The 25,142-nt window shown below is 72.1% G+C and carries 20 protein-coding genes; 10 read left to right on the top strand and 10 right to left on the bottom strand.

The features are described from left to right. Nucleotides 1-588, bottom strand: a complete 588-nt coding sequence (locus tag J3P41_RS13910) for a PadR family transcriptional regulator (RefSeq protein WP_210650970.1) — start codon at nt 586-588, stop codon at nt 1-3. Nucleotides 589-660: 72 nt separating this feature from the next. Here J3P41_RS13910 and J3P41_RS13905 point away from each other — a divergent pair, with 72 nt between their 5' ends. Continuing rightward, nucleotides 661-3,021 (top strand): transglycosylase domain-containing protein, encoded by a 2,361-nt coding sequence (locus J3P41_RS13905; RefSeq protein ID WP_307861997.1) that lies wholly within the window; start codon nt 661-663, stop codon nt 3,019-3,021. 2 nt (nt 3,022-3,023) lie between these two features. Further along, nucleotides 3,024-4,301: a hypothetical protein gene (locus tag J3P41_RS13900; RefSeq protein WP_210650969.1), complete on the top strand. Its 1,278-nt coding sequence runs from the start codon at nt 3,024-3,026 to the stop codon at nt 4,299-4,301. Here J3P41_RS13900 and J3P41_RS13895 read toward each other — a convergent pair. After that, nucleotides 4,212-5,306 (bottom strand): alanine racemase, encoded by a 1,095-nt coding sequence (locus J3P41_RS13895; RefSeq protein WP_210650968.1) that lies wholly within the window; start codon nt 5,304-5,306, stop codon nt 4,212-4,214. The genes J3P41_RS13900 and J3P41_RS13895 overlap by 90 nt on opposite strands. 7 nt (nt 5,307-5,313) lie before the next feature. Further along, on the bottom strand, nt 5,314-6,450 hold the full coding sequence (locus J3P41_RS13890) for a peptidoglycan bridge formation glycyltransferase FemA/FemB family protein (RefSeq protein ID WP_307861996.1): 1,137 nt from the start codon (nt 6,448-6,450) through the stop codon (nt 5,314-5,316). A gap of 296 nt (nt 6,451-6,746) precedes the next feature. Between J3P41_RS13890 and J3P41_RS13885 the strand changes: the two genes are divergently transcribed. Both J3P41_RS13885 and J3P41_RS13880 read left to right on the top strand, forming a co-directional pair. Continuing rightward, complete coding sequence (locus J3P41_RS13885; protein ID WP_210650967.1) at nt 6,747-8,150, top strand: hypothetical protein; 1,404 nt, start codon at nt 6,747-6,749, stop codon at nt 8,148-8,150. After that, complete coding sequence (locus J3P41_RS13880) at nt 8,143-8,772, top strand: class F sortase (RefSeq protein WP_307861995.1); 630 nt, start codon at nt 8,143-8,145, stop codon at nt 8,770-8,772. The genes J3P41_RS13885 and J3P41_RS13880 overlap by 8 nt, the downstream gene beginning before the upstream one ends. Before the next feature lie 9 nt (nt 8,773-8,781). Here the strand turns inward: J3P41_RS13880 and J3P41_RS13875 are convergent, their stop codons facing one another. Then, nucleotides 8,782-9,582 carry a deoxyribonuclease IV gene (locus J3P41_RS13875; RefSeq protein ID WP_210650966.1) on the bottom strand — a complete coding sequence of 267 codons (801 nt, stop codon included), beginning with the start codon at nt 9,580-9,582 and terminating at the stop codon, nt 8,782-8,784. Continuing rightward, the gene (locus J3P41_RS13870; RefSeq protein ID WP_307861994.1) at nt 9,579-10,505 is read right to left on the bottom strand and encodes a serine/threonine-protein kinase; all 927 of its coding nucleotides are present in this window, start codon (nt 10,503-10,505) and stop codon (nt 9,579-9,581) included. The genes J3P41_RS13875 and J3P41_RS13870 overlap by 4 nt, the downstream gene beginning before the upstream one ends. 230 nt (nt 10,506-10,735) lie before the next feature. Here J3P41_RS13870 and rpsF point away from each other — a divergent pair, with 230 nt between their 5' ends. The 4 genes from rpsF (at nt 10,736) to rplI (ending at nt 12,509) form a co-directional block, all read left to right on the top strand. Next, nucleotides 10,736-11,026 carry a 30S ribosomal protein S6 gene (gene rpsF / locus J3P41_RS13865; protein WP_210439315.1) on the top strand — a complete coding sequence of 97 codons (291 nt, stop codon included), beginning with the start codon at nt 10,736-10,738 and terminating at the stop codon, nt 11,024-11,026. A gap of 123 nt (nt 11,027-11,149) precedes the next feature. Beyond that, nucleotides 11,150-11,743 carry a single-stranded DNA-binding protein gene (locus J3P41_RS13860; RefSeq protein ID WP_210650965.1) on the top strand — a complete coding sequence of 198 codons (594 nt, stop codon included), beginning with the start codon at nt 11,150-11,152 and terminating at the stop codon, nt 11,741-11,743. Between the two features lie 68 nt (nt 11,744-11,811). Further along, a complete protein-coding gene (rpsR, locus tag J3P41_RS13855) occupies nt 11,812-12,048 on the top strand; it encodes a 30S ribosomal protein S18 (protein ID WP_056603689.1) in 237 nt (78 codons plus the stop codon). 14 nt (nt 12,049-12,062) lie between these two features. Further along, on the top strand, nt 12,063-12,509 hold the full coding sequence (gene rplI, locus J3P41_RS13850) for a 50S ribosomal protein L9 (RefSeq protein WP_210650964.1): 447 nt from the start codon (nt 12,063-12,065) through the stop codon (nt 12,507-12,509). Between the two features lie 481 nt (nt 12,510-12,990). Here rplI and J3P41_RS13845 read toward each other — a convergent pair whose 3' ends face one another. The 4 genes from J3P41_RS13845 to J3P41_RS13830 form a co-directional block, all read right to left on the bottom strand. Next, nucleotides 12,991-13,380: a hypothetical protein gene (locus tag J3P41_RS13845; protein WP_210650963.1), complete on the bottom strand. Its 390-nt coding sequence runs from the start codon at nt 13,378-13,380 to the stop codon at nt 12,991-12,993. Nucleotides 13,381-13,456: 76 nt separating this feature from the next. Next, nucleotides 13,457-18,199: a S8 family serine peptidase gene (locus J3P41_RS13840; RefSeq protein WP_210650962.1), complete on the bottom strand. Its 4,743-nt coding sequence runs from the start codon at nt 18,197-18,199 to the stop codon at nt 13,457-13,459. A 230-nt stretch (nt 18,200-18,429) separates the two neighbouring features. Further along, nucleotides 18,430-19,587, bottom strand: coding sequence for a hypothetical protein (locus tag J3P41_RS13835; RefSeq protein ID WP_210650961.1), 1,158 nt, complete (start codon nt 19,585-19,587; stop codon nt 18,430-18,432). 38 nt (nt 19,588-19,625) lie between these two features. After that, nucleotides 19,626-20,951, bottom strand: coding sequence for an MATE family efflux transporter (locus J3P41_RS13830; RefSeq protein WP_307861993.1), 1,326 nt, complete (start codon nt 20,949-20,951; stop codon nt 19,626-19,628). A gap of 507 nt (nt 20,952-21,458) precedes the next feature. On the opposite strand from J3P41_RS13830, the gene dnaB reads away from it, so the two are divergent. Beyond that, nucleotides 21,459-22,856 carry a replicative DNA helicase gene (dnaB, locus tag J3P41_RS13825; RefSeq protein WP_210651249.1) on the top strand — a complete coding sequence of 466 codons (1,398 nt, stop codon included), beginning with the start codon at nt 21,459-21,461 and terminating at the stop codon, nt 22,854-22,856. Between the two features lie 84 nt (nt 22,857-22,940). Here dnaB and J3P41_RS13820 read toward each other — a convergent pair whose 3' ends face one another. Next, nucleotides 22,941-23,552, bottom strand: a complete 612-nt coding sequence (locus tag J3P41_RS13820) for a TetR family transcriptional regulator (protein WP_210650959.1) — start codon at nt 23,550-23,552, stop codon at nt 22,941-22,943. A 109-nt stretch (nt 23,553-23,661) separates the two neighbouring features. On the opposite strand from J3P41_RS13820, the gene J3P41_RS13815 reads away from it, so the two are divergent. Further along, the gene (locus J3P41_RS13815; RefSeq protein ID WP_307861991.1) at nt 23,662-25,134 is read left to right on the top strand and encodes an MDR family MFS transporter; all 1,473 of its coding nucleotides are present in this window, start codon (nt 23,662-23,664) and stop codon (nt 25,132-25,134) included. Nucleotides 25,135-25,142 lie beyond the last annotated feature (8 nt).

Raw genomic sequence — 25,142 nt, 5'->3', positions numbered from 1 at the left:
TCAGTCGGTCGTCGACGGGACGCCGGTGGCGTCGTGTGGTGCGGGTGCCTGGTCGCCGCGCTCGGCCCGGATGAGGTCGGAGAGCCACCGGACCTCGCGCTCCACCGACTCCACGCCGTGGCGCTGGAGCTCGCCGGCGTAGCGGTCGACCTCCGCCTGGGTGCGGGCCAGCTCGGCCTGGACCCGGGCGAGCCGCTCCTGGAGCCGCGAGCGACGCCCCTCCAGGACGCGAAGACGGATCTCCATGTCGGTGGAGGAGAAGAACGCGAACCGGATGTCGAAGTTGTCGTCCTCCCACGCCGTGGGCCCGACCTCGGACATGAGGCGCTGGAACTCCGCATTGCCCGCCTCGGTCACCTCGTACACGATCCGGGGTCGACGGCTCGTCGTGGTCGTGGTGGCGGCGACCTCGGTGATGAGGTTGGCGCGGAGCATCTTCTTCAGCGCCGGGTAGAGCGAGCCGTAGGACAGCACGCGACCCCAGCCCAGCATCAGGTTGAGGCGCTTGCGCAGCTCGTAGCCGTGCATGGGTCCCTCGTGCAGCAGTCCGAGGACCGCGAGCTCGATGGTGTCACCACGGCGTGCCATGCGACCTATCGTAGCGATATATCCGCCGATGACGAATCCGGGTTGGCGCGGTGCCCCGTTTACGCTTGCCCGGTGAGTGCGAAGAAGCGGAGGGCCGTCGGCAAGGCCCAGACCCGACGCCCCCAGCCCCGGCGCACGCCGCGCCAGCGGGCGGCCAAGGTCGTCAAGGTGCTCGCGATCCTCGGGGTCGTCGGCGCCCTCGTGATGGCCGGCATCGTGGTGGTGCTCTACCAGGCGATCAGCATCCCGACACCCAACTCGGCGTTCCAGGCGCAGACCACGTTCGTCTACTACCGCGACGGCGAGCAGCAGCTCGGCACCTACTACGACGAGCAGAACCGCGAGTCGATCCCGCTCTCGGAGATGCCCCAGACCATGCAGGACGCGGTCGTCGCCGCCGAGAACCAGACGTTCTGGACCGACAAGGGCATCGACCCCAAGGGCATCGTGCGCGCCCTGTTCTCCAACGCCCGCGGCAACGCCCGCCAGGGTGCGTCCACCATCACCCAGCAGTACGTCAAGATCCTCTACCTCACCAGCGAGCAGAGCTACAAGCGCAAGATCAAGGAAGCGATCGTCTCGCTCAAGATCCAGCAGCAGCTCAGCAAGTCCGAGGTGCTCGAGGGCTACCTCAACACCATCTACTTCGGCCGGGGCGCCTACGGCATCCAGGCCGCTGCCAAGGCGTACTTCGACCACGACGCCAAGGACCTCAGCCTGCGGGAGTCCGCGGTGCTCGCCACCGTGCTCAACAACCCCTCGCAGTACGACCCGGCCAACGGCAAGGAGGCCAAGCAGGACCTCAAGGGCCGCTACGCCTACGTCCTCGACAGCATGGCCGAGATGGGCACGATCACCAGCGAGGAGCGCGACACCGCCATCAAGCGGCTGCCCAAGTTCCCGAAGGTCGAGGCCCAGAGCCAGTACGGCGGCCAGCGCGGTCACATGCTCGCGCTGGTCAAGCAGGAGATCCTCGACCGCGGGATCGCCAGCGAGGACGAGATCGATGGCGGCGGGCTGCGGATCACCACCACGTTCGACCCGCAGGTGATGGCCGACGTCGAGGAGGCGGTCGTCGAGCAGCGCCCCGACGCGGGCATGCCCGGACCGGTCGGCGACGCCGACCTGCACGTCGGCGCCGCGACCGTCGACACCCGGACCGGCGAGCTGCTCGGCTTCTACGGCGGTCAGAACTACCTCGACTCGCAGATCAACTGGGCGGTGGCCGGCGGCATGGCCGGCTCGACGATGAAGGCGGCCACCGACGTCGCGGCCATCCGCGACGGCTTCTCCCTTTACGACACCTTCGAGGGCAACAGCCCGATCGACATCGCCGGCACCGAGTTCGGCAACCAGGGCGACACCGACTACGGCTCCGCGGTCTCGATGCTCAGCGCCACCGAGAACTCGGTGAACACCGCCTTCGTCGACATGGTCGACTCCATGGAGGACGGCCCGCAGAAGGTCATCCAGGCCGCCGAGGACCTCGGCATCCCCGGCAACGAGCCCGAGCGCTGGGGCATCCCGCGCAAGTCGATCGACCTCAAGAACGAAGTCGGCGTGACGCTCGGCACCGCCCAGGTGAGCCCGATCAACATGGCCAACGCATACGCCACCTTGGCCAACGGCGGCACCCGCAACGAGGTGCACGTGCTGCAGAAGGTCGTCGACAAGGACGGCAAGGTCCTCTACGAGGCCAAGGAGCGCAGCAAGCAGACCGTCGACCCCGACATCGCCGCCGACGTGACGTACGCCCTCCAGCAGGTCGTCAGCTCCGGCTCGGGCACCGAGGCGCTCGCCCTCGCGCGACCGGCCGCCGGCAAGACCGGCACCGCGACCAACGCCGACGACGAGGTGTCCTCCTCCTGGTTCGTCGGCATGACGCCGCAGATCTCCACGGCGGTGATGTACGTGCGCGGCCGCGGTCGCGATGGGCTCGACGTGCCGCGGCCCGACGGCGCCGACCTGTGGCTGCCCACCAGCAGCGACGGGCGCTCGGGCTACTTCGGCGGCAACTACCCGGCCAAGACCTGGACCGCGATCATGCAGCGCGTGATGGAGGGCATGGAGGTCGAGGAGTTCCCCGAGCCCGTGTTCGTCGACGGCGACGCGCCCGACGACGGGCACGAGTACGTCGCGCCGCCGACCACCACCTCCTCGCCGCCTCCGCCTCCGCCGCGGCCGACCAACCGCCCGACCGAGACCGGCGGCGTGCCGACCCAGACGCCGACTCCGACCCAGACACCGACGCCGACCCAGACACCGACGACCCCGACGCCGACGACGCCGGTCCCGACGACCCCGGTGCCGACGACTCCGGTGCCGACCGACCCCGTCCCCACGACCCCGGTCCCGACGGCGACACCCACCGCCACGGCCACGCCGACGGCGCGCATGCAGCTGCGGCGACCCGCTGTCGACGCCCGACCCTGACCGTGGCGCACGACCGCGAGGCACCGACGCGCACCGACCCGGTCGCGGCGGCGATGTCGGAGATCGTCGGCGGGCCGCTCGGCGACCACGCGGGCGGGCATCCGTGGTGGAGCGCCCAGCGGGCGCTGCTGGGCCTCACGGCCGTCGTGCTGTCGGCCGGCATGCTGAGCAAGTCCGCCTGCGTCCCGTCGGGGTGGGGACGTCAGGACCAGCCGTTCGCGCAGCTGTGCTGGTCCGACCTCGCGGGCACGTCGGCCGACGCCGGCTCCCCGCCGACCGTCGCGACCTGGCTCGAGCGGCTGGCCGGCCTCTTCCCCGGCGGCGGGACGGTGGCGACGACAGCCGGCCTGGCCGTCCTGCTCGCGGCGCTGGCGTTGCTGACGACCGTCCTCCTCGTCCGCGTCGATGCGAGCCGGCCGTGGGCCGCCGCCGGGTGGGCGCTGTCCCCGGTGCTGCTGGTGCACTGGCTGTCCTGGGACCTCGTGGCCGCCGCGGGCGTCGCGGTCCTGCTGTGGGGGTGGGCCTCGGGCCGCGGCTGGGTGGCCGGCATCGGAGCCGGCGTGGCAGCAGCGTTCGCCCTGCCCGTCGCGGTGGTGCTCCTGGGCGTGGTGGCGGTCGGCGGCCGGCTCCGGGACCGGGTCGACGCCCTGCTCGCGGCCGCGGCGACGTACGTCGTGATCTCCGCGCCGGGACGGGCCAGGGTCGAGGAGCCCGACACCGGGTCCGTCTGGCTGCTGCTGCAGCAGGCCGCCGTCGGCACCTCGACGGCGACGCGCGCTGCGGTGCAGCTGGCCGTGCTGGCCGGTGCCGGCGGTGTCGTGTGGTGGCTGGTGCGGCGAGCCGGGCGACCCACGGTCCGCACCAGCGCCCGCGCCGGCCTGGTCGTCATGGCGGCGGCGCTGGCCGTGGCCCCGTCCGCCCCGCCGGAGCACGCCCTGCTGGCGCTGCCGCTGGCCGCGATCGCCGTACGCCGGTGGCGCGACCTGCTCGTGTGGCAGGGGCTTCACCTCATCAGCTGGGTGATCACCGGGTGGTACGTCGGCAACGCGCTGGTGCCGACGGTCACCGACGACCTGCGCGCCTACTGGCTCGCGGTCGTGCTCCGCGTCGCCGGGCTGCTGTGGCTCGTCGTCGCGGTGGTCCGCGACGCCTCAGACGACGGCGCCTCAGACGACGACTCAGACGACGACTCAGACGACGACGACGCGATCGACGTCGGTCGCGGTGAACCGGACCCGGACGTCGATGTCCTCACCGACGCGCGGCACCCGGGCGCCTGAGGGCACGAAGAGCATCGAGGCCTGCATGTGCGGCGGCTCGGCGAAGAGCCGCTGCTTGCCGTCGATGCTGAACGGGGAGCGGACGAACCCGACCGCGTCGAGCCCGCCGCGTGCCAGCGTGGCCGCCCGCGCCTTGAGGGACTGGTCGCCGGTCGGCGCCTCGAGCCCGATGCCGTGCGCGGTGCCGCCGCTCACCACGACGATGTGCCCGCTTTTGGGCGCGGTGCGGCCCCGGTAGCCGAAGACGTCGCCCCGGTCGACGGCGTGGACGTCGAGCACCGTGGCGCTCACGCGGAGGGCGCCCCGATCGCCGAGCCACAGGCCGGTGCCGATGCGCGGTCGTACGGTGAAGTCGGGGTAGGTCGCCGCCAGCTCGGCGAGCTCGGCGTGGGTGAGGTGCGAGACGAACACCGTGCGGGTCGGCAGGCCTGAGGCGACCACGTCGTTGATGAGGCGCCGCGCCTCTCCGAGGTGCGAGCTGGTGTTGAGCGGCAGGTGCATGGCGACCCCCCGCAGGCCGCTGCGGTGCCCCCCGCCGTGCTCGTCGTGCAGCTGGTGCGCCGCGGCGGCCAGGTCGCGCCGGGTCATGCCGTGACGCCGCATCGAGGTCAGCTGCTCCAGCACGAACCGGGCCCGCGGGTCGCGGGCCCGCAGACCGGCAAGGTCCTCGGGGCGGCTGACCGTGTGCACCACGCGCCCGGCGAGCCGCTCGTCGAGCTCGAGCGCCGCGCCGAAGGGTCGCCACGGCGTCATGACCAGCAGGTCGCCGTCGTAGCGGGTGGCGACCTGGTCGACCTCGTCGTAGGTGCCGACCGCGAGCAGGTCGAGCGGTGCGCCGGTGCTGTCGGCGTGCTCGGCGAGCCACTGCGCCCGCCGGGCCAGCCGCGCGAGGGTGAGGCCGTAGCCGTTGCCCTTCGCCACCGGGACGATGCCCGGCGCCTTGGCGACCGTCGCGAGCAGGTGCGAGCGCCAGCGCTCGCCGTCGACGGTGAGGGTCAGGCTCATCCGCGGCTCACCCTCTCCGTGCGAGGTAGAGCTGGAACGCCTTGTAGATGGCCCGATTGACCGGCTGGTCCCACTCGCCGGCGTGCTCCACGGCCTGCCCGCCCGTGCCGACCTTGAACTGGATCAGTCCGACGTGCGGGTCGTCGGCGTCCAGGGTCTCGGTGATGCCACGCAGGTCGTAGACGTGGGCGCCGGCGTCGAGGGCGTGGCGGATCATCGCCCACTGCACGGCGTTCGACCCGCGCACGTCGCGCTTCTCCGTCGAGGAGGCGCCGTAGGAGTACCACGCGTGGGTGCCGACGCGGATCGCGATGGTGGCGGCGACGAGGTCGTTCTCGTGGCGGGCCAGCCACAGCTGGATCCGGTCGGGGTCCTCGGCGTCGAGCGCGTCGTACATCGTCTCGAAGTAGGACAGCGGTCGCGGCGTGAAGCGGTCGCGCTCGGCGGTGTGCGCGTAGAGGTCGTGGAAGGCCTTGAGGTCGGTCCGCTCGCCGAGCGAGACCTCGACGCCGGCCTTGTCGGCCTTCTTGATGTTGCGGCGCCAGAGCTGGTTCATTCCCGCCAGCACGTCGGCCTCCGTGCGCGGGCTGCCGTCCGCCCCGACCAGCGGGATCTGGAAGTTGAACTGCGGCTGGCCGGCGGAGAAGCCGCCCTCGGCCGACTGGTGCTGCCAGCCCAGCTCGTGGAGCTGCGCGACGACGCGGGCGCCGTCCTGAGAGCGCTCCAGCGGGGGCACGTCGCCGAGCCGCCGCACGGACTCGTCGGCGATGCCGGCCTTCACCTGCTCGGCCGACCAGCGGCGGGTGACCACGGGCGGTCCCATCCGCACCGCGAAGGCGCCCTGCTTCCTCAGGTGCGCCACCATCGGCGCCAGCCAGGCCGCGAGGTCGTCGGTGGTCCAGTCGATCACCGGGCCCTCGGGAAGGTAGGCGAGGTAGCGCCGCACCTTCGGCAGCTGGCGGTAGAGCACCAGTCCCGCACCGACCAGCTGGTCGCCGCGCACCCAGCCGATCGACTCGGCCTTCCACTCCGCCTTCACGCTCGCCCACGCGGGCGTCTGCAGGAAGCTCGCGGACGACCTGCCGGCGATGAAGTCGCGGTGCTCCTGCGCGGAGATGGGGCGCAGCGTCAGGGGGGTCGTCACCCCGGACACGCTACAAGGGACCAGACACGACCCCCGTACGTGTCTGGTCCCCTCGTCAGTACAGACGCACGTGCACCGGGAACGGTTGCATCGAGCGCCGGACTTTTCTCGAGCCGCCCGCTACCTCGAAGGGTGGTGCCGCTCCACCCGACGGGGTGGGGGCGCGTAACCCGGGCCGAGACGGCGTAGTTGAAGGCTGCACGAAGCCTGCGTCGGTCCGCTCGGGAGGGACGGCTGGGCCGAGCGCCACGTTCATCGAACCCGGCGTCCGCGCCGGGTCACAGGGAGGACACATCATGGGATCCACGTCTCGCTCGACCGGTCACCACACCCGGCCGGGGGCGCGACTCGCCGCGGCGGCCATCCTCACCGTCGGCAGCAGCCTGGGGGTCGGCCTGGTCCACGCCGGGCCGGCGGTGGCCGACCCCGGCAACGGGCAGAGCAACGGGCAGAGCAACGGCGCTGGCAACGGCGCTGGCAACGGCGCTGGCAACGGCGCCGCGAACGGGCTCAACGGGGGCAACCCTCCGGCGCACACGTCCGAGCCGCCCGGCGCGCCCACGCCGGCTCCGCACGCGCCGCAGGCGCCGCCGGCCGCACAGGACCCCGGCAACGGGCAGGGTCACGGGCAGGGTCCGGGGAACGGCCAGGGCAACGGCCAGGGTCAGGGGAACGGCCAGGGCAACGGCAACGGCCCCGGCAACAGCAACGGTTCGGGCAACGGCCACAACAACGGCCACAACAACGGCCAGGGCCAGGGCCAGGGCCAGGGCAACGGTCCGGGCAAGGGGCAGGGCAACGGCAACGGGTCGGGTAACAGCAACGGCAACGGCGACGGCCAGGGTCAGGGGAACGGCAACGGTCAGCCCAACGGGAACGGCCAGAGCAACGCGAACCAGAACCCCGGCCCGAGCAACGGTGACCCCGCCGGCAACAACGGCACGGTGAAGATCGCCCCCCTCGGCGAGCTGGACGGCATCCCGGACAACACGCCGCACCCCGGCTGCACCTTCCAGGTCGAGTGGTACGGCTTCGACGAGGGCGCGGACATCGTCTCGACCGTCGCCTTCGCCGAGCACGCACCCACGACCGGCGTTGGCATGACGGTCGACGGTCCGGCGCAGGTCTTCGTGGGAGGCGACCCGGCCAGCGGAGCCGGTACGCCCACCGGCCTCGACGGGCAGCAGGCCTACACGCTGTCCTTCACCGGCGCTCCGCACCCCAAGCAGGGCTACCACGTGAAGCTCACGGTCAGCACGCCGCGCTCGAACGGCAACGACACCAAGTCGAAGGTGTTCTGGGTGCAGGGGTGCGAGGCGCCGGTCCCGGGCACGGAGGTCGCGACGGACCCGCACACACCCGGCAACCCCCAGACGCCGGGCAACCCCCACGCGCCGGGCAATCCCCACGCGCCGGGCAACCCGGCCGCCACCGCCACCGCCACGCCTACCCCGGCCGCGGTCTCGGAGTCGCCGCTGTACTCCGACGCCGAGGTGCTCGGCGAGGAGGCAGTGTCCGACGCCACCGCCCTGGGCGAGCAGAGCCGGTCGACCGCGGGACTGCCGACCGCCGTGAACGCCGGTGCCGCCGGCACGACCGCCGCCATCGGCGCGACCGAGATCACCCTCCTCGGGCTGCTGCTGGTCATGCTCGGCGGCGTCGCCGCCCGGCTCGCGTGGACCCGACGGGCCCGTGGCTGAGCCGACCACGTCCCGACGCGGCCAGCGCCTCCTCCACCTGGGGGCGGCGCTGGCCGCACCGGCGCTGATCGTGTCCGGCGTCCTCGTGAGCCTGAGGTCGCAGCCGGCTCCCTCACCTCAGGTCGCGGAGAGCCTCGCCCGACCTGTTCCCGCCGTGCAGGCGACGGCACGGGCCCGCGAGACCGGGGCGGCGATGCCGCGCCAGGTGGTCGTACCCGCGCTCGGCGTGCGTGCCGCCGTCACCCCGATCGCGGCCGTCGACGGCGCGCTCGACCCGCCCGCCGACCCGCGCCGCGTGGGCTGGTGGTCCGGAGGAGCCCGCCCCGGCAGCCGGACGGGCACCACCGTGCTCACCGGGCACACCGTGCACGCCGGCGGCGGAGCCTTCGACGACCTCGAGCAGCTGCAGCGCGGTGACCGGGTGCACGTCGTCGTCGACAGCCGGCGCCTGTCGTACGACGTCCGGTCGGTCCGCGTCATGGGACGTGCCCAGCTCGCCCGCGACAACGCCCGCGTGTTCCGCCCCACCGGACCGGGACGCCTGGTCCTGATCACCTGCGAGGACTGGGACGGCACGGTCTACCGCAGCAACGTCGTGGTCACTGCGGAGCCCGCCCGCTGACGGGACGCGTCAGAGGTGCTCGCGCAGCCAGGCGAAGTCGGCCAGGTGCTCGGCCGCGCCGCCGGGGGTCTCGCAGACGACCGGCGCGCCGGCCTCGCGCACCACTGCAGCGAACTCGTCGGCGGGCAAGTGCCCCTGCCCGAAGTTGGCGTGGCGGTCGGCACCGGAGCCGAAGCCGTCTCGCGAGTCGTTGGCGTGGACGAGGTCGATCCGGCCGGTGATCGCGCGCACCTTCTCGACGGCGTCGCCCAGCTCGATGCCGCCCGCCCAGGCGTGGCAGGTGTCGAGGCAGAACCCGACCCGGTCCGAGCCGTCGGCCGAGGAGATGGCGTCCCACACGCCGGCGATCCGGTCGAGGTGGCGGGCCATGGCGTTGTCGCCGCCCGCCGTGTTCTCGACGAGCAGCGGGATCTTGAGGTCGGTCGCGTCGATGGCCTTGCGCCAGTTGTCGAAGCCGACGGCGGGGTCGTCGCTCTTGTTGACGTGGCCGCCGTGCACGATGAGGCCCTTGGCCCCGATCTCGGCGGCTGCGTCCATGTGCTGCTGGAGCAGCTTGCGGCTCGGGATCCGGATCCGGTTGTTCGTGGTGGCCACGTTGACGATGTAGGGGGCGTGGACGTAGAGGTCGACGCCGGCCTCCTCGGCCGCCGCCCGCAGTGCCTCGGCGCCGCCGGCGTAGCGGATCTCCGGACCCTTGTAGCCCTGCGGGTCGCCCAGGAAGAACTGCACCAGCGTGGTCTGGCGGGCGATCGCCTCGGCGATCGGGTCGTCCTGCGCGACGTGGGCGCCGACGGCGAGGGGGGTCGTCATGGCCTCCACCCTAGGAGGACGCACAGACACCCGGCGACCACGCCGAGCAGCGCCGCGAACGCCGACCACCCGACCCAGTCGACGTCGCGGTGTGCGGGCGAGGACGTACGTCGTCGCGGCGCGGGCCCAAGCCGGTCGGGCACGTGGGGGTGGTGGGCGTCGGGCAGGTGCAGGCGCCGGAGCAGCCGCAGCGCCGCCTCGGCGGTGGCGATGCGCTGCTCGGGGTCGGCGACCAGCAGCCGGTCGACCAGCGGCCGCAGCGGGTGGGACCCGATCTCCCGCTGGCCGGGCGGGGGCAGACCGGTGACGAGCTCGAGCGCGACCCGGCCCACCGCGTAGAGGTCCTGCGTCGGCTCCGGCGGAGCGCCGCGCGCCTGCTCGGGGGCCATGTAGCCGTCGGTGCCGATGGCTCCCGGCACCGTCGTGAACCGCCGGTCGGCGATCGGCGCCGCCACCCCGAAGTCGCCGAGGCGCAGGTGCGGCGGCCCGTCCCCGGTCGCCTCGAGCAGCAGGTTGGCCGGTTTGACGTCGCGGTGCACCAGGCCGGCCGCGTGCACGGCTGCCAGCCCCATTAGGAGCTGTTCCACGAGGACGCCCGCCGTCCCGGCGTCGAGGGGACCGTGCTCGCGCAGCAGGTCCGCGACCGAGCCGCCGGGCACGAGCTCCATGGCAAGCACGACCAGGTCGTCTTCCGCCGCCCACCCGTGCGGTGCCACGACGTGCGGGTGCCGCACCCGGATCGCCTGCTCGCGCACGAAGCGCGCCAGCAGCGCGGCGCTGTGGCGCCCGAGGACCTTGACCGCCACGACGCGACCGGTGCGCGCGTCGCGGGCGCGCCAGACCGACCCCATGCCGCCGGTGCCGACCTGGTCGAGCAGGACGTAGCGCCCCGCGACCACCGCGGAGGTTCGGAGGGAGATCACTGCCGCCACTCCTCGACGCTAGTCCCGGCGAGGCGGCGCGCGGCGCCCGTCCACAGGGCAGTGCGTCGCCGGCGTATGACGATTCCGGGCGGGGGCCACGGCGCTGGTAGCCTTCCCCGGTTGCCTTCGGGTGACCGCGCCGCGCCACCGATGTCGCGCGTCGCGAACGCACAGTCCTCCTGCCACGGAGAGCCCGTGGCCGCTCTAGCCCAGAGGAGGTGGAGACCGCTATGCGTGCCTATGAAGTGATGGTCATCCTCGACCCGAGTCTCGACGAGCGCACCATCGAGCCGTCGCTCGACAAGTACCTCAACGTGATCCGCAAGGACGGTGGCTCGATCGAGTCGCTCGACGTGTGGGGTCGTCGCCGGATGGCGTACGAGATCAAGAAGAACGCCGAGGGCATCTACGCCGTCATCAACCTGACGGCCGAGCCCGCGACGGTCAAGGAGTTCGACCGCCAGCTCACGCTGAACGAGTCGATCCTGCGCACGAAGGTCATGCGTCCCGACGCTCACTGATGCCCTCTCGGGCGTCTGTGGAAAGACCCTTCACGCTGTCGGTCGCTGCCTGTTTGATGGCAGTACGCCGGGAGCACCCCCGGATCAACAGGACAGCAGCAGGACATTCTGAGGAGACCTGACATGGCAGGCGAGACCACCATCACCGTGATCGGCAACCTCGTCGACGACCCGGAGCTGCGGTTCACCCCCTCGGGGGCTCCCGTGGCCAACTTCCGGATCGCCTCGACGCCGCGCACCTTCGACCGGCAGAGCAACGAGTGGAAGGACGGCGACACGCTGTTCCTCTCCTGCGCTGTGTGGCGCCAGGCCGCGGAGAACGTCGCCGAGTCCCTGCAGCGGGGCATGCGCGTGATCGTGCAGGGTCGTCTCAAGTCGCGTCAGTACGAGACCCGCGAGGGTGAGAAGCGCACCGTCTTCGAGATCGACGTCGAGGAGGTGGGCCCGTCGCTGCGCAACGCCTCGGCCAAGGTCACCAAGACGACCCGGTCCGGCGGCGGTGGCGGCTACTCCGGCGGCGGCGGTGGCGGCGGCTACTCGGGCGGTGGCGGTCAGTCCGCGCCGGCCGACGACCCGTGGGCCAGCCCGGCGCCCTCCCAGGGTGGCGGCGGCTGGGGCGGTCAGTCCCAGTCCTCCGGTGGCGGTCAGTCCGCGCCGGCCAACGACCCGTGGGCCACGCCCGGGGTCAGCGGCGGCAACGACGAGCCCCCGTTCTAGTTCCAACACACATTCCATTCCGTCCCTGATTGCCTTCAGGGCCGGGCTCACTGAAAGGGAGCACCACAATGGCCAAGGCAATTCTGCGCAAGCCCAAGAAGAAGGTTTGCCAGTTCTGCAAGGAAAAGGCGACCGGTGTCGACTACAAGGACACCACGCTGCTCCGCAAGTTCATCTCCGACCGTGGCAAGATCCGCGCCCGTCGCGTGACCGGCAACTGCGTCCAGCACCAGCGCGACGTGGCCATCGCCGTCAAGAACGCGCGCGAGCTCGCGCTGCTGCCCTACACGTCCACCGGTCGCTGAGAGGAGCACGGGACATGAAGCTCATCCTGACCCAGGAAGTCGACGGCCTCGGCGCCCCCGGCGACGTGGTCGAGGTCAAGGACGGCTACGGCCGCAACTACCTCGTTCCCCGTGGTCTCGGCATCCGCTGGACCCGCGGTGGTGAGAAGACCATCGAGTCGATCAAGACCGCCCGCGCCTCCCGCGCTGCCCGCGACGAGAGCCACGCGCAGGAGATCAAGACCAAGCTCGAGGCCAACGCGGTCAACGTGAAGGTCCGCGCCGGCGAGGGCGGCCGCCTGTTCGGCGCCGTCACCACCTCCGAGATCGCCGACGCGATCGCCGAGGTGTCGGGCGAGAAGGTCGACCGCCGCACGATCGTGGTCGCCAACCCGATCAAGTCGCTCGGCTCCCACGAGGTGTCGGTCAAGCTGCACGACGAGGTGTCCGCCACGGTGGCCCTCAACGTCGTTCCCTCCTGACCGCCGGCTCCACGCACCACCCGACGGCCCGTCGCCTCTGCGGAGGCGGCGGGCCGTCGTGCGTCCTGGCCCGCCCGTCCCGGGCGCGGGGGTTGGGCGGTGGCCCAGCCACATTCGCTGGCGCTGGGATGTGGGTGGGGCACCGCTGGGGCGGGCGGTGGCCTGGTCGGGGGGTTGGGCGGTGGCCGAGCCACATTCGTACGTGCGGTGATGTGGGTGGCGCACCGCTGGGGCGTTCGGTGGTCCGGTCCCCTGGTTGAGCGGTGGCTGAGCCACATTCGAGGGCCCTCGGATGTGGGTGGGGCACCGCTGGGGCGCGCGGTGGCCTGGTCGGGGGGTTGGGGGTGGCCCAGCCACATTCGCCGGCGCTGAGATGTGGGTCGGGCACCGCTGGGGCGCGCGGTGGCCTGGTCCGGGGGTTGGGCGGTGGCTGGGCCACATCCGTACGCGCGCGGATGTGGGTGGCGCACCGCTCGGGGAGCTACTCGGTCGGCTTCTCGCAGAGCGTCGGCGGGCGGGAGCCGCCGGAGTGGTACTCGTAGGTGCGCCCGCCCACGCGGAGGGTGATTCGCCGGCCGTTGACCAGCGCCTGGGTGTACGCCTCGCCGGGCCGGGCGCACCCGCGGCTGCCGTTGCGCCACGTGACCTGCTCCACGGAGACGAGCTCGATGCCGTCCGCATCGACGCCGAGCGAGTCGGCGAGGTCCTTCACCGAGGCGTCCACGTCGGGGGACCGGCCGGTGCTCGGACTGGGGGAGGGGCTCTCGTCCACGGCGGTCTCCTGTGTCGGGGGAGGTGTGTTCGCGCCGCCGCAGCCGGTCAGCGCGAGCCCGCACGCGGTCGCGGCGAGCAGCGTACGGAGTCCGGACACGTGGCCAGCATGCCGCAGATGAACGAAGGGGCCGTCGGCGCGTGCGCGCCGACGGCCCCTTCGTGGAGCGGTCACATCATCGGACGGAGCTTCGGTCGACGACCCGGAACTTGATCCTCTTGGTCCCGGACTCCACCGCGGCGTCGCCGGAGTAGAGGACCTTGACCGTCACCTTGCCGGTCTTGCGGAACGTCGGGAGCTTGACCTTGGCCCGGCCCCTGTCGCTCAGCGTCTCGGTGTAGGTCTTGACCTTGCCGGCGCCGCGGACGACGACGCGGACCGTCCCCGACGGGACGATGTCGCGCGCTCGCACGGTCACCCGCAGGCGGACGCGGTTGCCCACCTCCACCGGCTTGACCATCTTCGTGCCGATCTTCGGCGCCAGCTTGTCGACCGGCGCGCTGCCGGCCCTGACGACGAGGTTGACCGGCGCTGAGGTCGCGGCCGCGTTGGCGGTGTCGCCGAGGTACGTCGCGGTCACGGGGAACGTCCCTGCGCTCGGGAAGCCGGACAGCGTCGCCGTCGCCTTGCCCGACGCGTCGAGCGTGCCGGTGCCGGCAACCCGGTCACCCACCAAAAACTGCACCTCGCCGGTCGGGGTCGAGGCTCCCGTGCCGAACACCGACGCCGAGGCGGTGGTGGTGCCACCGGTCCCGATGGTGGTCGGGTCGAGCGCCAGGGCGACGTCGGTCGACGCCGCGGAGCCCTTGATCGCCACGGTGTGGCTCGACGACGCGGGCTTGGCGCCCGGGTCGTCGGTCGTGTGGACGACCTTGTTGGTCAGGTCCATGTCGCCCACGGTGGCGTCGACGGTGACCTGGTAGCTGAAGCTCGCACCCTCGGCCTCCGGCTCGGCGTAGCTGGCGCACACCACGAGGTCGTCCTGCAGGACGGTGCTCGCGTCGCCCGTGTTGACGAGCGCGGCTCCGACCGTGCCGTCGGCGTTCTCGGTGCCGATGGTGACGGGGGCGTCGGGGTCGCTCCCGAGCAGCGGACCGGCGGTGATGTTGTCGTAGGCGAACACCAGGTCGCTGCTCCCGGCGAACGCGAAGACCTGCATGTCGAGCGATCCGAACCGACCGGCGGTGTCGCCGTAGTAGCGCATGTTGTCGTACTCGACGATCGCGGTGTCACCACCTCCGACGCCGACCACGGTCACACCGGCACCGGACGCGGCGTCGTAGCGGAACTCCATGTCCTGCCACAGCATCGCCGCCACGTTGTTCGGCGCCATCGGGTCGGGGACCGCCTGCGCGGTGTAGACCTCGCCGTCGTAGTTGGTCGTCGCGTCGTACACCAGGAAGCCGTCGTCGGTGTAGGTCAGGCCCTGGTAATTCTCCCCGTAGAGCCCGTACGTCTTCGAGGCGTAGGCGGTGAAGGCCGTCGAGTCGCCCGTGACGTCGGGGTCGGGCTGGAACGCCTGCGGGAGCGCGGCGAGGTCCAGGTAACCCGGACCGAACGGGGTGGTGCAGGACGGGTCATCGGCGCTGGTCGTGAAGGTGTAGTTGCCGTCCTGCCCGTAGGTGGACCCGAGGTCACCGGCCCACGAGACCACGCCGTCCTCGAAGACGGCGCCGTTGGTGGCGGAGCCCTCGACGTACGTCGTGCCGGCGGGCAGCGTGTCGGTGATGGTGTAGCGCAGATCCTCGCGCGTCACGTTGGGTGCGACGTCGACGGTGTAGGTGATCGTGTCGCCCGGCACCGCCTCCGTGCGGTCCGCCGTCTTGGTCACGTCGTCGGCGACCCGGTCGACCGTCACCGGGATGACGCCGATGTCGCCGGGGCTGGCCGCCGAGCTGCCGAGCGTCAGGGTGCCGTGCCAGGTCTGGCCCGCCTCCATGTCCGGCTCGTCCCAGAACGTGCGGATGTCGAACGGGGTGGCCGCCGGGATGGGTCCGTCCGGGCCCTCGGCCCGCAGGTTGCCCTGGTCGCCGGCCACGACCGCCGTCACCAGGTCGGTGGTGTCGGTACCACCCGCCGAGGACGCCTCCCAGTTCTGCACCAGGACCCAGTAGGTCCCCGCTTCCGGGTTCGCGATCTGGACGCGCTCGTTCGAGCCCGCGCTGGCGCTCATCTCGATCATGTTCGCCTCGGACACCGCGCCCGTGCCGACGTAGAGGTCGAAGTCGGGCGCCGTGGGCTCCTGCAGCTCGGCGATCAGGCTGGTGGCGCCCGCCGGCACCTCGACGTTGGTCACCACGGTGCCGTTGCCGTCGAAGGCGTCGGTGTTGGTCGAGTCCTCGACGATGGACAGCGCGGTGCGGTCCTCCGGGACCAGGCCGCTGGCGTCGACCTGGAGGTCCGAGACCGCGATGGCCTCGAGGTCCGTCTCGACCTGAGAGCCGGCGTCCCGGCGGGTCGTGATGTCGATCGAGGTGGGCAGGACGCCCGGAGAGGGCAGCACGCCGACCGGCAGGTGCGCGACGGGAGCCGCCGACCCGGCCGGCGGCGTCAGGACCAGCGTGCCGAAGAGCCACTCGTCGGTCGGGGTGCCGGGAGCGACCTCCGCGGTGACGGTGACGTCGTCGGTGCCGCCGTCGGTCAGGGCGATGGTGTCGACGTCCGTGTCGAGCGTGAGTCCCTCGGAGAGCTCCTCCACCGAGACCGTCCACGTGCCGACACCGGTCGCGGTGCCGGTGAACGTACGGGTCCACTCGCAGGTCTGCAGGCACTCGTCGTCGGCCATGCTCGCGGTGTTGAGCGCTCGTACGTCGCCGCCGCTGGCGGGGTCCGCGGCCCGGTAGCCGGCGAGGTCCTCGTCGAGGACGAGACCGGCCTTGGCGGCCCGGCGCAGTTCGATGCGGCCCGAGCCCATGTCGAACCAGTCCGCCTCGGTGCCGTCGGAGTCGGTGATGTCCCGCTCAGCGGTCGTCATGAGCGCCGACTGCGCCTCGGCCGGAGTCCACTGCTCGGCAGCCGGGAGCTGGTCCTGCATGCCCTCGAGCAGCGTCAGGGCGCCGGCCGTGTGCGGGCTGGCCATCGACGTGCCGGAGATGAAGTGCCACTCGACGCTGTTGCGAGCGCCGGCGGCCGCGAGGATGTCCACGCCGGGAGCGGAGACGGACGGGCTGATCGACGACAGCGCGCGGTTCGGTCCGCGGCTGGAGAACGCCGCCATGATGTCGCCGTTGGCGTCGTCGATGTCCGCGATCGAGCCGGACAGGGCTGCGGTGGTCGTGGGGTTGGCGGCGACGAACGCCTTGAGGGCCTGGCCGTCGGCATAGGTGAGGTGCGCCGCCGGGAGGGCGTGCGCGTCGCCGTTGAGCGAGGTACCGCTGGCCTGGTCGTTGACGAGGATCATGCCCTCGGCGCCGAGCTCCGCGAGGTTCTCGCCCTTCTCGACGCGCCCGTTGCCGCCGCGGTCGCAGATGACGATGAGGCCGGACAGGTCGGTGCCGGCGGGGAAGGTGCCTGCCGGCTCGCTGTCCGGCGGCAGGCCGCACTGCGGGTTGTTGTAGGGCGCGGCGCCGGCGTAGACCACCCGGTACGAGCCGTCGGTCGGACCGGCCAGACCGGCGCCGGCCAGGTCGCCGAGAGTGGCGGCGCCGGCGGCGATGTCGGTCACGGAGGCGACGTACTTGCGGTCGTGCGTGGTCGCGCCGACCGTCGTCATCCACGGCACGTCGCCGGGGCTGCCGAGCGTGGCCGCACCGGGGCCGTCGTTGCCGGCCGAGGTCGCCACGTGGATGCCTGCGGCGCGTGCGTTGAGGAAGCCGACGGCGTCCTGGTCGCTCCACGGGTTGGACGGCGCGGACGAGCCGATCGAGTAGTTGATGACGTCGACGCCGTCGAGAATCGCCTGGTTGATCGAGGCCAGGATCGAGTAGCCCTGGCAGCCGCCGTCGCACACGTCGTAGCCGATGATGTTGGCGTGCGGGGCGACGCCCTTGATCGTCGAGGTCACCGAGAACTCGTGCTCGGTGCCGCGCGCCGAGTAGGCGGTCGCCTCCACCTGGTTGCCGGCGGTGGTGCTGCCGGTGTGGCTGCCGTGGCCGTCGTCGTCGTACGGGTCGTCGAACGGGTTGCCGCCGGCGGCGGGGTTCTCGAAGTTCCAGTAGCCGATCAGTTTGTCGTTGCAGCCCCAGTCGGCGACGTACTGGCTGCTCGCCGGGTCGCACATGCCCAGGTAGTTGCCCGAGCCGAGGGGGTTGGTGTGGTCGTAGCCGTCGCCGCCCTCCTCCTCCGGCACCGTGTCGGCGAACGAGGGGTTGGCCGGGTTCAGGCCGGAGTCCAGGATGCCGACGATGACGCCCTCACCCTTGTTGCCCTCGAAGCCGGCGGGGACGGTGGAGCCGTCCCAGACGGTGGGGGCGCCGATCCACTCCGGGCCCTTGTCGGTGGTGAGCTCGCGGGTGAAGTCGACCTGCACGGCAGCGACCCCGTCGACGCGCGCGACCCGCTGGGCCTGCGAGCGCGTCAGCTGCACCGCGATGCCGTTCAGCGCCTCGGTGTAGCGGTAGAGCACGCGCGCCTCGCCGCCGGTGATCCGGGAGATGGAGGACACCAGCTCCGACTGCTCGGAGCGCAGCTCCCCGCGGTAGGCCGACTCCGAGTCGGCCGCGCGGGCGAGGGTCCGCTCGTCGGCCAGGTGCCGCGTCGGCACGGCCGGCGCCTCCAGCTGGACGATGTAGGTCTCGGCACGCTTGGCGGTGCCGAGCTCGAGCACGGTGCCCTTCTCGAGTGCCTTCGCCGGCGAGGAATCCGCTGGCTTCAGGTCGCCGGGGGAGACCTCGGCTGCGGTGGCAGCCGTTCCCCACGGCACGAGCAGGGCGGCAGCGACGCTGGTGGCAGCGGCGGCCGCAACGGTACGACGGATCACGCGGATCTCCCGTTCGACGGAAATGGCCCGATGGACGACGACGCGGGAGCCGGATGGCCAACAGCGTGCGGCGTGCACAAGGAAAGAAAGTGAACAGCTGTATCCCAAGTCACAGGAGCAGTACCTGTCAACGCTTACGGCGCCCGGAGGTTCTTCCGTAACCCACGTGTAACGCCGGACCCCCTGTAGGGGTGAAGACCGGCGCCGTCGCGCCGGCGGCCGCCGAGGCGCTACTTCGCGGGCGGGAACCGGTTCGGTCGCGCCACGACCGCGTCGAGGAGCACCGGCTTGTCGCTCAGCGTCTCGATGACGATGCGACCGGTCCGCATCCCGGAGTAGCGGTCGAGAACCGTGAGCTGCTGCAGGTCAGCGCGGGGGCCGGCCAGGTCGACCACGTGCCAGGCACGCCGGCCCACCCGCAGCCGTACCTTGCCGTGGCGCGGTCCGGTCGCGGCGATCAGCCGGAGCTCGCCGACCTCCGTGCGCGGCAGCACCAGGCGCGTACCTCGCTCCCGGGCTCGCAGCGCGGTTCCGCGGTAGTGCGCGTCGTCGCGGACCGTGGTCCAGCCGCGGGTGCGCCGGAGGTCGAGCGGGACGAAGAACTCGACGGGTGCGGACCAGGCTCCGGCGTTGCCGGCGGGGTCGATCGCCCGCGCCTGGAAGACGTGCCGGCCGGCCCGGGGATCGCGGAGCTCCCACCTGCCGGCCGAGCAGGGCACGGGGCGGTCGTTGTCGGTGCACTCGAGCGTCGAGCCCGGCTCGCTGGTGTTGAGCCGGATCGGGACCGTGGGCGTCGTGACCACGGGCTGGGTCGGGGTCTGCTCGTCGTAGGTGGTCCGGGTGACGAAGACGAAGGGCGCCCGGGTGTCCTGGCCCCACGCGACGCTCGCCGGGGTCGGGTCGAGGTCGGGCACGTCCGGCGTGGTGGGTGGGATCAGCGGGTTGTCGGGCGTCCGGCCGCTGTCGCCGCCGTCGACGGCGCGGGCCTCGAAGACGTAGGCGCCGGCGGGCGCGTCCGGCAGTCCGGCGTACGTCACGGGGCTGGTGCAGGCGCGCCAGTCGTGGGCCTGGGCGGGTCCGGTCAGCCGGCACTCCAGCGCGAACGGACCAGGGTCTGCGTCGGTGACCTGCACGCCGAAGGTGAAGGTCATCGAAGGGCTGTTGACCAGGCCCGCGGCGTTGGGGGGCGTCGCCGCGGACACCGTGGTCTCCGGCGGGGTGTCGTCGTCGCAGCCGTCGCCCATCGGCAGGCCGAGGATCGCCGCGGGCTGCGTCTCGTCGGTGCAGCTCGGCGTGGCGCCGGCGGGCGTGCTCGCGCCGAGGCCCACGAGCGTGGCCGCGACCAGTGGAACGATCGCGAGCCGAGCTGCTGCGCGGTGGGTGTGCATCGGTCCCTCCCCAGGGGCGTGACGTGTGCCGTGATGGCTCAACGAGCCAGCGTCGCTCCGGTCACGAGCCACCGGTCGCCGCGCGCCCGCCACGACAGCAGCAGTCCCCGGGCGCCCATGAACACCACGCTCATGGCCACCCACACCGCGACGAGGCCGTGCGGCAGGGTGGCTGCGAAGAGAGCCGCCGGGGCGTACGCCGCCAGCACCGCGAGGCCGGCCCACGCCAGGAAGGCGCCGTCGCCGGCGCCGATGAGGACGCCGTCGAGGACGAAGACGACCCCGGCCACGGGTTGGCCGAGCGCGGCGACGAGCAGCACCGGGACGAGCAGCTCACGGACCTCCGGGTCGCTCGTGAACAGGATGCCGATGACCGGGGACACCGCGGCGAGGACCAGGCCGGCCACGATCCCGCTGCCCCATCCCCACTGGATCATCCGCCGGGTGAGCCGGCGCGTGCCCTCGACGTCCCCGCTGCCGAGGGCGCGACCGGTCAGCGCCTGGGCGGCGATGGCGATGGCGTCGAGGGCGAAGGCGAGGAAGCTCCACAGGGTGATGGCGATCTGGTGGGTGGCGACGTTGACGTCGGTGGCCTCGGCGCCGACGCGCGTGACGGCGTACGTGCCCACGAGCAGGCAGGCGCGCAGGGCCAGCGTGCGGATGACCAGCGCCACGGCGGCGTGGGCCGCCGCCTTGATCCCGGCCCGGTCCGGCGACAGCGGGGCGTCGTGCCGCCGGGCGGCGCGGACGACGACCAGGACCAGCCAGGCGGCGGAGAGCACCTGTGCGACGACCGAGCCGATCGCGGACCCGGCGATGCCGAGGTCGAAGCCGTAGACCAGCAGGAAGTTCAGCGCGATGTTGAGGCCGTTGCCGGCGACGGCGACGACCAGCGGCGTACGCGTGTCCTGCAGGCCGCGCAGCACCCCGGTCGTGGCCAGCATCAGCAGGAGCGGGATGGTGCCGAGGAAGGCGATCGCCAGGTACGACTCCGCGTGCTGGGCGACCTCGGACCCGGTGTCGAAGGCCGCGACGAGGCTCGGGGTGAGCGCGATCCCGCCGACGGTGGCGATGGCGCCGATGATCACGGCGAGCCACATGCCGTCGATCCCCTGGGCGAGGGCGGCGCGCAGGTCCCCGGCGCCGAGGTGGCGCGCGACGCTGGCGGTGGTGCCGTAGGCGAGGAACACGCACAGCCCGACGACGGTCTGGAGGATCACCGCGGCGACGCCGAGGCCGGCGAGCTCGGGGGTGCCGAGGTGGCCGACGATGGCGGCGTCGGAGAGCAGGAACATCGGCTCCGCGACGAGGGCGAGGAAGGCCGGCACGGCCAGACGCAAGATCTCCCGGTCGACGGCACGCACGGGGTCCAGCCTAGGAAAGAGCTCGGTCGTGCCGGCGTCGCGCCTCGGTACCGACGATCCGGACGCGATGTACATAGCCCGTTCGGGCTACCTGTGAATGGCGATGTGGATGATGCCGCCGTGGCCCCCGTCACGGCCGGGGTGCGGACGAATCGGCGGGTATCCCCCAGATGGCGGACAGATGAACCCAGCAACCGTCGGGGGATTTTCGTCCACAGCATGTGCACCGGGTTTCCGCAGGTCAGACCGCGTGCGGACCGTCGACGACGATCTCTCTCCACAGGACCGTCCACGACCCGGGCGCACGACGCCGCGTGTCGTCCACGGTGCTGCACCGGTTGTCCACAGAGCCTGTGGACGACGGAGGCTCGCCGGCTTTCCCGACACCCGCCGGGGCACGTACGGTCTCGCGCGGACGTGAGTTCCCGCGCGTGCGGACCCGGCGACGATGTCGGAGGTCGTCCCTACCGTCGGAACGCAGTGACAGTGGAGGGAGCACCGGTGAGCATCACCTTCGGAGGCGACACCGACGAGGCCTGGGGCGACGGACCCGCGGCCTACGAGCCGGGCGAGTCCCCGCGCTCGGCCGGCGACCGCACGCCCCCGCAGGACAACGCGGCCGAGCAGAGCGTCCTCGGCTCGATGCTGCTCTCCAAGGACGCGATCGCCGACGTGGTGGAGGTGATCAAGGGCGTCGACTACTACCGTCCCGCTCACGAGGTCATCCACGACGCGATCATCGATCTCTACGGACGCGGCGAGCCGGCCGACCCGATCACGGTCGCTGCCGAGCTGCAGAAGCGCGGCGAGCTGCAGCGCATCGGCGGGGCCCCCTACCTCCACACGCTCTCGGCCAACGTGCCGATCGCGGCCAACGCCGGCTACTACGCCGAGATCGTCCGCGACAAGGCGGTGCTGCGGCGCCTGGTCGAGGCCGGGACCCGCATCGCGGCGCTGGGCTATGCCGGCGAGGGCCAGATCGACGACGTCGTCGACAGCGCCCAGGCCGAGGTCTACCGGGTGACCGACCGCCGTGCGACCGAGGACTACGCGCCGCTGAGCGACATCATGAGCGGCGTCCTCGACGAGATCGAGATGATCGGCAACCGCGAGGCCGGACTCTACGGCGTGCCGACCGGGTTCGCCGACCTCGACGACCTGACCAACGGTCTGCACTCGGGCCAGATGATCATCGTCGCGGCGCGCCCCGCCATGGGGAAGTCGACGCTGGCGCTCGACTTCTGCCGTGCCGCGTCGATCCACAACAACCTGACCAGCGTCTTCTTCAGCCTCGAGATGACGCGCTCGGAGATCATGATGCGCCTGCTCTCCGCCGAGGCGAAGGTGCCGCTCAACCACATCCGCAACGGCACCATGCGCGACGACGACTGGGAGAAGCTCGCCCGCAAGATGGGCCAGGTCTCGGGTGCGCCGATGTTCATCGACGACAGCCCCAACATGACGATGATGGAGATCCGCGCCAAGGCGCGCCGGCTCAAGCAGCGCCACGACCTCAAACTCATCGTCATCGACTACATGCAGCTCATGAGCTCGGGCCGCAAGGTCGAGTCGCGCCAGCTCGAGGTCTCGGAGTTCTCCCGCAACATCAAGCTCCTCGCCAAGGAGCTCGAGCTGCCGATCATCGCGCTGTCGCAGCTCAACCGTGGTCCGGAGCAGCGCGGTGACAAGCGCCCGATGATGAGCGACCTGCGCGAGTCCGGCTCGCTCGAGCAGGACGCCGACATGGTGATCCTGCTGCACCGCGACGACGTCTACGAGAAGGAGTCGACCCGCCCCGGCGAGGCCGACCTGATCGTGGCCAAGCACCGCAACGGACCGACCCGCGACCTCACCGTCGCCTTCCAGGGTCACTACTCGCGGTTCGTGGACATGGCCCAGGGCTGAGCGACTGGCGGAGTCGAGGTCGCCCGCGAGCGCAGCTCGCCACGTCCGTGAAGCCTCGGGGCTGCGCGATTGGCCCCGCAGCCGTCAGCCCGGCCCGCCCAGCTCGCGCAGATACCGGCACGCGTCGGCGTACGTCGCGAGCAGGTCGACCCGACGTCCCTCGTCGCGGGCGTCGGCCCAGCGGTCCAGGGTGACGCGCACGGCCACCGCGGCGGCCTCCACGGCGATGCGTGCCGGGAGGTCGTCGTCGAGCTGCATGGCCCGCGCCACACGCGCGACCAGCTCGTCGACGCGCTCGGCGTCCAGGGCGACGGCCGCCTGGCGCAGGCCCGGCTCGGTCAGCATCAGCCGGCGTACGCGCAGCAGCAGGCGGCCGGCCTCGCTGCGCCCGTCGTCGAACGCGGTGAGCACCTCGCGCCACACGTCCTCGAGCTGGTCGAGCAGCGGTCGGCCCGGGCCGAGCTCGGCGAGCATCCGCTCCACCCGCTCGTCGAGGTCGACGTGCGGCACCAGGGCAGCGGCCTCCTTGGTCGCGAAGTAGCGGAAGAACGTGCGCGAGGAGACGCCCGCGGCCCGGGCGATCTCGTCGACCGTGGTGGCATCGACCCCTTGGCGCTCGAAGAGCTCGAGGGCCACGTCGCCGATCTCGCGCTCGGTCTGCCGACGACGTCGTTCACGCAGGGCGGGCTCGCTCATCCGCCGAGTCTAGGGAATAGCGAGTTCTGCTGCCGTGTTGGCACTCACTGCCACGATGGCGCAGTACGACATCGTGGTGCCGCCGACGCCGACTCCAAGGAACACACCCGTGAGCACCACCGACATGCGCCTCGCGCCGCCCGTCCCCACGACCGCCGAAGGGCACGGTCGGCTGATCGGCCTGCTGGTGGCGTCCGCCTTCGTGGTGATCCTCAACGAGACCATCATGAGCGTCGCGCTGCCCGATCTGATGCGCGAGTTCGAGGTGCGCGCCACGACCGCGCAGTGGCTCACGACGGCGTTCCTGCTCACGATGGCGGTCGTCATCCCGGTGACCGGGTTCCTGCTGACCCGCTTCTCACTGCGTACGGTGTTCGTCGCGGCGATGACGTCCTTCAGCATCGGCACCCTGGTGGCGGCGCTCGCGCCGGTGTTCGCGGTGCTGGTGGCCGGCCGGGTCGTGCAGGCCGTCGGCACCGCGCTGATGATGCCGCTGCTGATCACCACCATCCTCAACCTCGTCGACGAGGAGCGCCGCGGCCGGATGATGGGCACGATCTCGATCGTCATCTCGGTGGCGCCGGCGATCGGTCCGACCGTGTCCGGGCTGGTGCTCGACTCGCTGTCGTGGCGCTGGATGTTCTGGATCGTGCTGCCCATCGCGCTGCTGTCCCTCGCCCTGGGCGCCCGCTGGGTGCGCAACGTGACCGAGCCGCGCCGGGTGCCGGTCGACGTGGTGTCCGTCGTGCTGTCGGCACTGGCGTTCGGCGGCCTCATCTACGGCCTCAGCAGCATCGGCGAGAGTGCCAGCGGGCACACTCCGATGCCGGTGTGGGTGCCGCTCGTGATCGGCGGCGGCGCGCTGGTCGCCTTCATCGCCCGACAGCTGCAGCTCGGCGACCGGGCGCTCCTCGACCTGCGCGCCTTCACGGTCAGGACGTTCACGGTGGCCGTCGCCCTCGTCGCGGTCAGCATGCTGGCGCTGTTCGGCACGCTCATCCTCCTGCCGCTCTACCTGCAGAACGTGCTCGGTCTCTCGGTGCTCGACACCGGCCTGGTGCTGCTGCCCGGCGGCCTGACCATGGGCCTGCTGGCGCCGGTCGTCGGCCGGCTCTTCGATCGCGTCGGGCCGCGCCCGCTCGTCGCGCCGGGCGCTGCCATCGTCAGCGTCGCGCTGTGGGGCATGACGACCTTCGACCTGGACACCGGCCGTCCGATCGTGGTCGGGCTGCACGTGCTGATGAGCGTCGGGCTGGCGTTCATGTTCACGCCGCTGCTCACCTCGGCGCTGGGCTCGCTGCCCCCACGCCTCTACTCCCACGGCAGCGCCATCGTCTCCACCCTCCAGCAGGTCGCCGGCGCGGCCGGCACGGCTCTGTTCGTCACCGTGATGACCCGCCGGACCGTCGCCGGCACCGAGGCGGGCCAGCCGCTGGTCGAGGCGACCGCGGAGGGCATCCACGCCGCACTGATGTACGGCGGCGCCATCTCGGCCGTGGCGGTGCTGATCGCCCTGCTCGTACGCCGCCCGGCTACGCCCGCGGACGCCGCGGAGACGGTCGAGCCTGGACCACATATGTGAACCGCGGC

This window comes from Nocardioides sp. SYSU D00065, assembly GCF_017916425.1.
Taxonomy (GTDB): Bacteria; Actinomycetota; Actinomycetes; order Propionibacteriales; family Nocardioidaceae; genus Nocardioides.
This window is presented reverse-complemented; position numbering and strand designations above follow the sequence as displayed.

Coding starts and splice junctions, on each gene's coding strand:
- J3P41_RS13910 (WP_210650970.1), bottom strand. CDS start 588: ATGGCACGCCGTGGTGACACCATCGAGCTCGCGGTCCTCGGACTGCTG.
- J3P41_RS13895 (WP_210650968.1), bottom strand. CDS start 5,306: ATGAGCCTGACCCTCACCGTCGACGGCGAGCGCTGGCGCTCGCACCTG.
- J3P41_RS13885 (WP_210650967.1), top strand. CDS start 6,747: ATGGGATCCACGTCTCGCTCGACCGGTCACCACACCCGGCCGGGGGCG.
- J3P41_RS13875 (WP_210650966.1), bottom strand. CDS start 9,582: ATGACGACCCCCCTCGCCGTCGGCGCCCACGTCGCGCAGGACGACCCG.
- rpsF (WP_210439315.1), top strand. CDS start 10,736: ATGCGTGCCTATGAAGTGATGGTCATCCTCGACCCGAGTCTCGACGAG.
- J3P41_RS13860 (WP_210650965.1), top strand. CDS start 11,150: ATGGCAGGCGAGACCACCATCACCGTGATCGGCAACCTCGTCGACGAC.
- rpsR (WP_056603689.1), top strand. CDS start 11,812: ATGGCCAAGGCAATTCTGCGCAAGCCCAAGAAGAAGGTTTGCCAGTTC.
- rplI (WP_210650964.1), top strand. CDS start 12,063: ATGAAGCTCATCCTGACCCAGGAAGTCGACGGCCTCGGCGCCCCCGGC.
- J3P41_RS13835 (WP_210650961.1), bottom strand. CDS start 19,587: ATGCACACCCACCGCGCAGCAGCTCGGCTCGCGATCGTTCCACTGGTC.
- J3P41_RS13820 (WP_210650959.1), bottom strand. CDS start 23,552: ATGAGCGAGCCCGCCCTGCGTGAACGACGTCGTCGGCAGACCGAGCGC.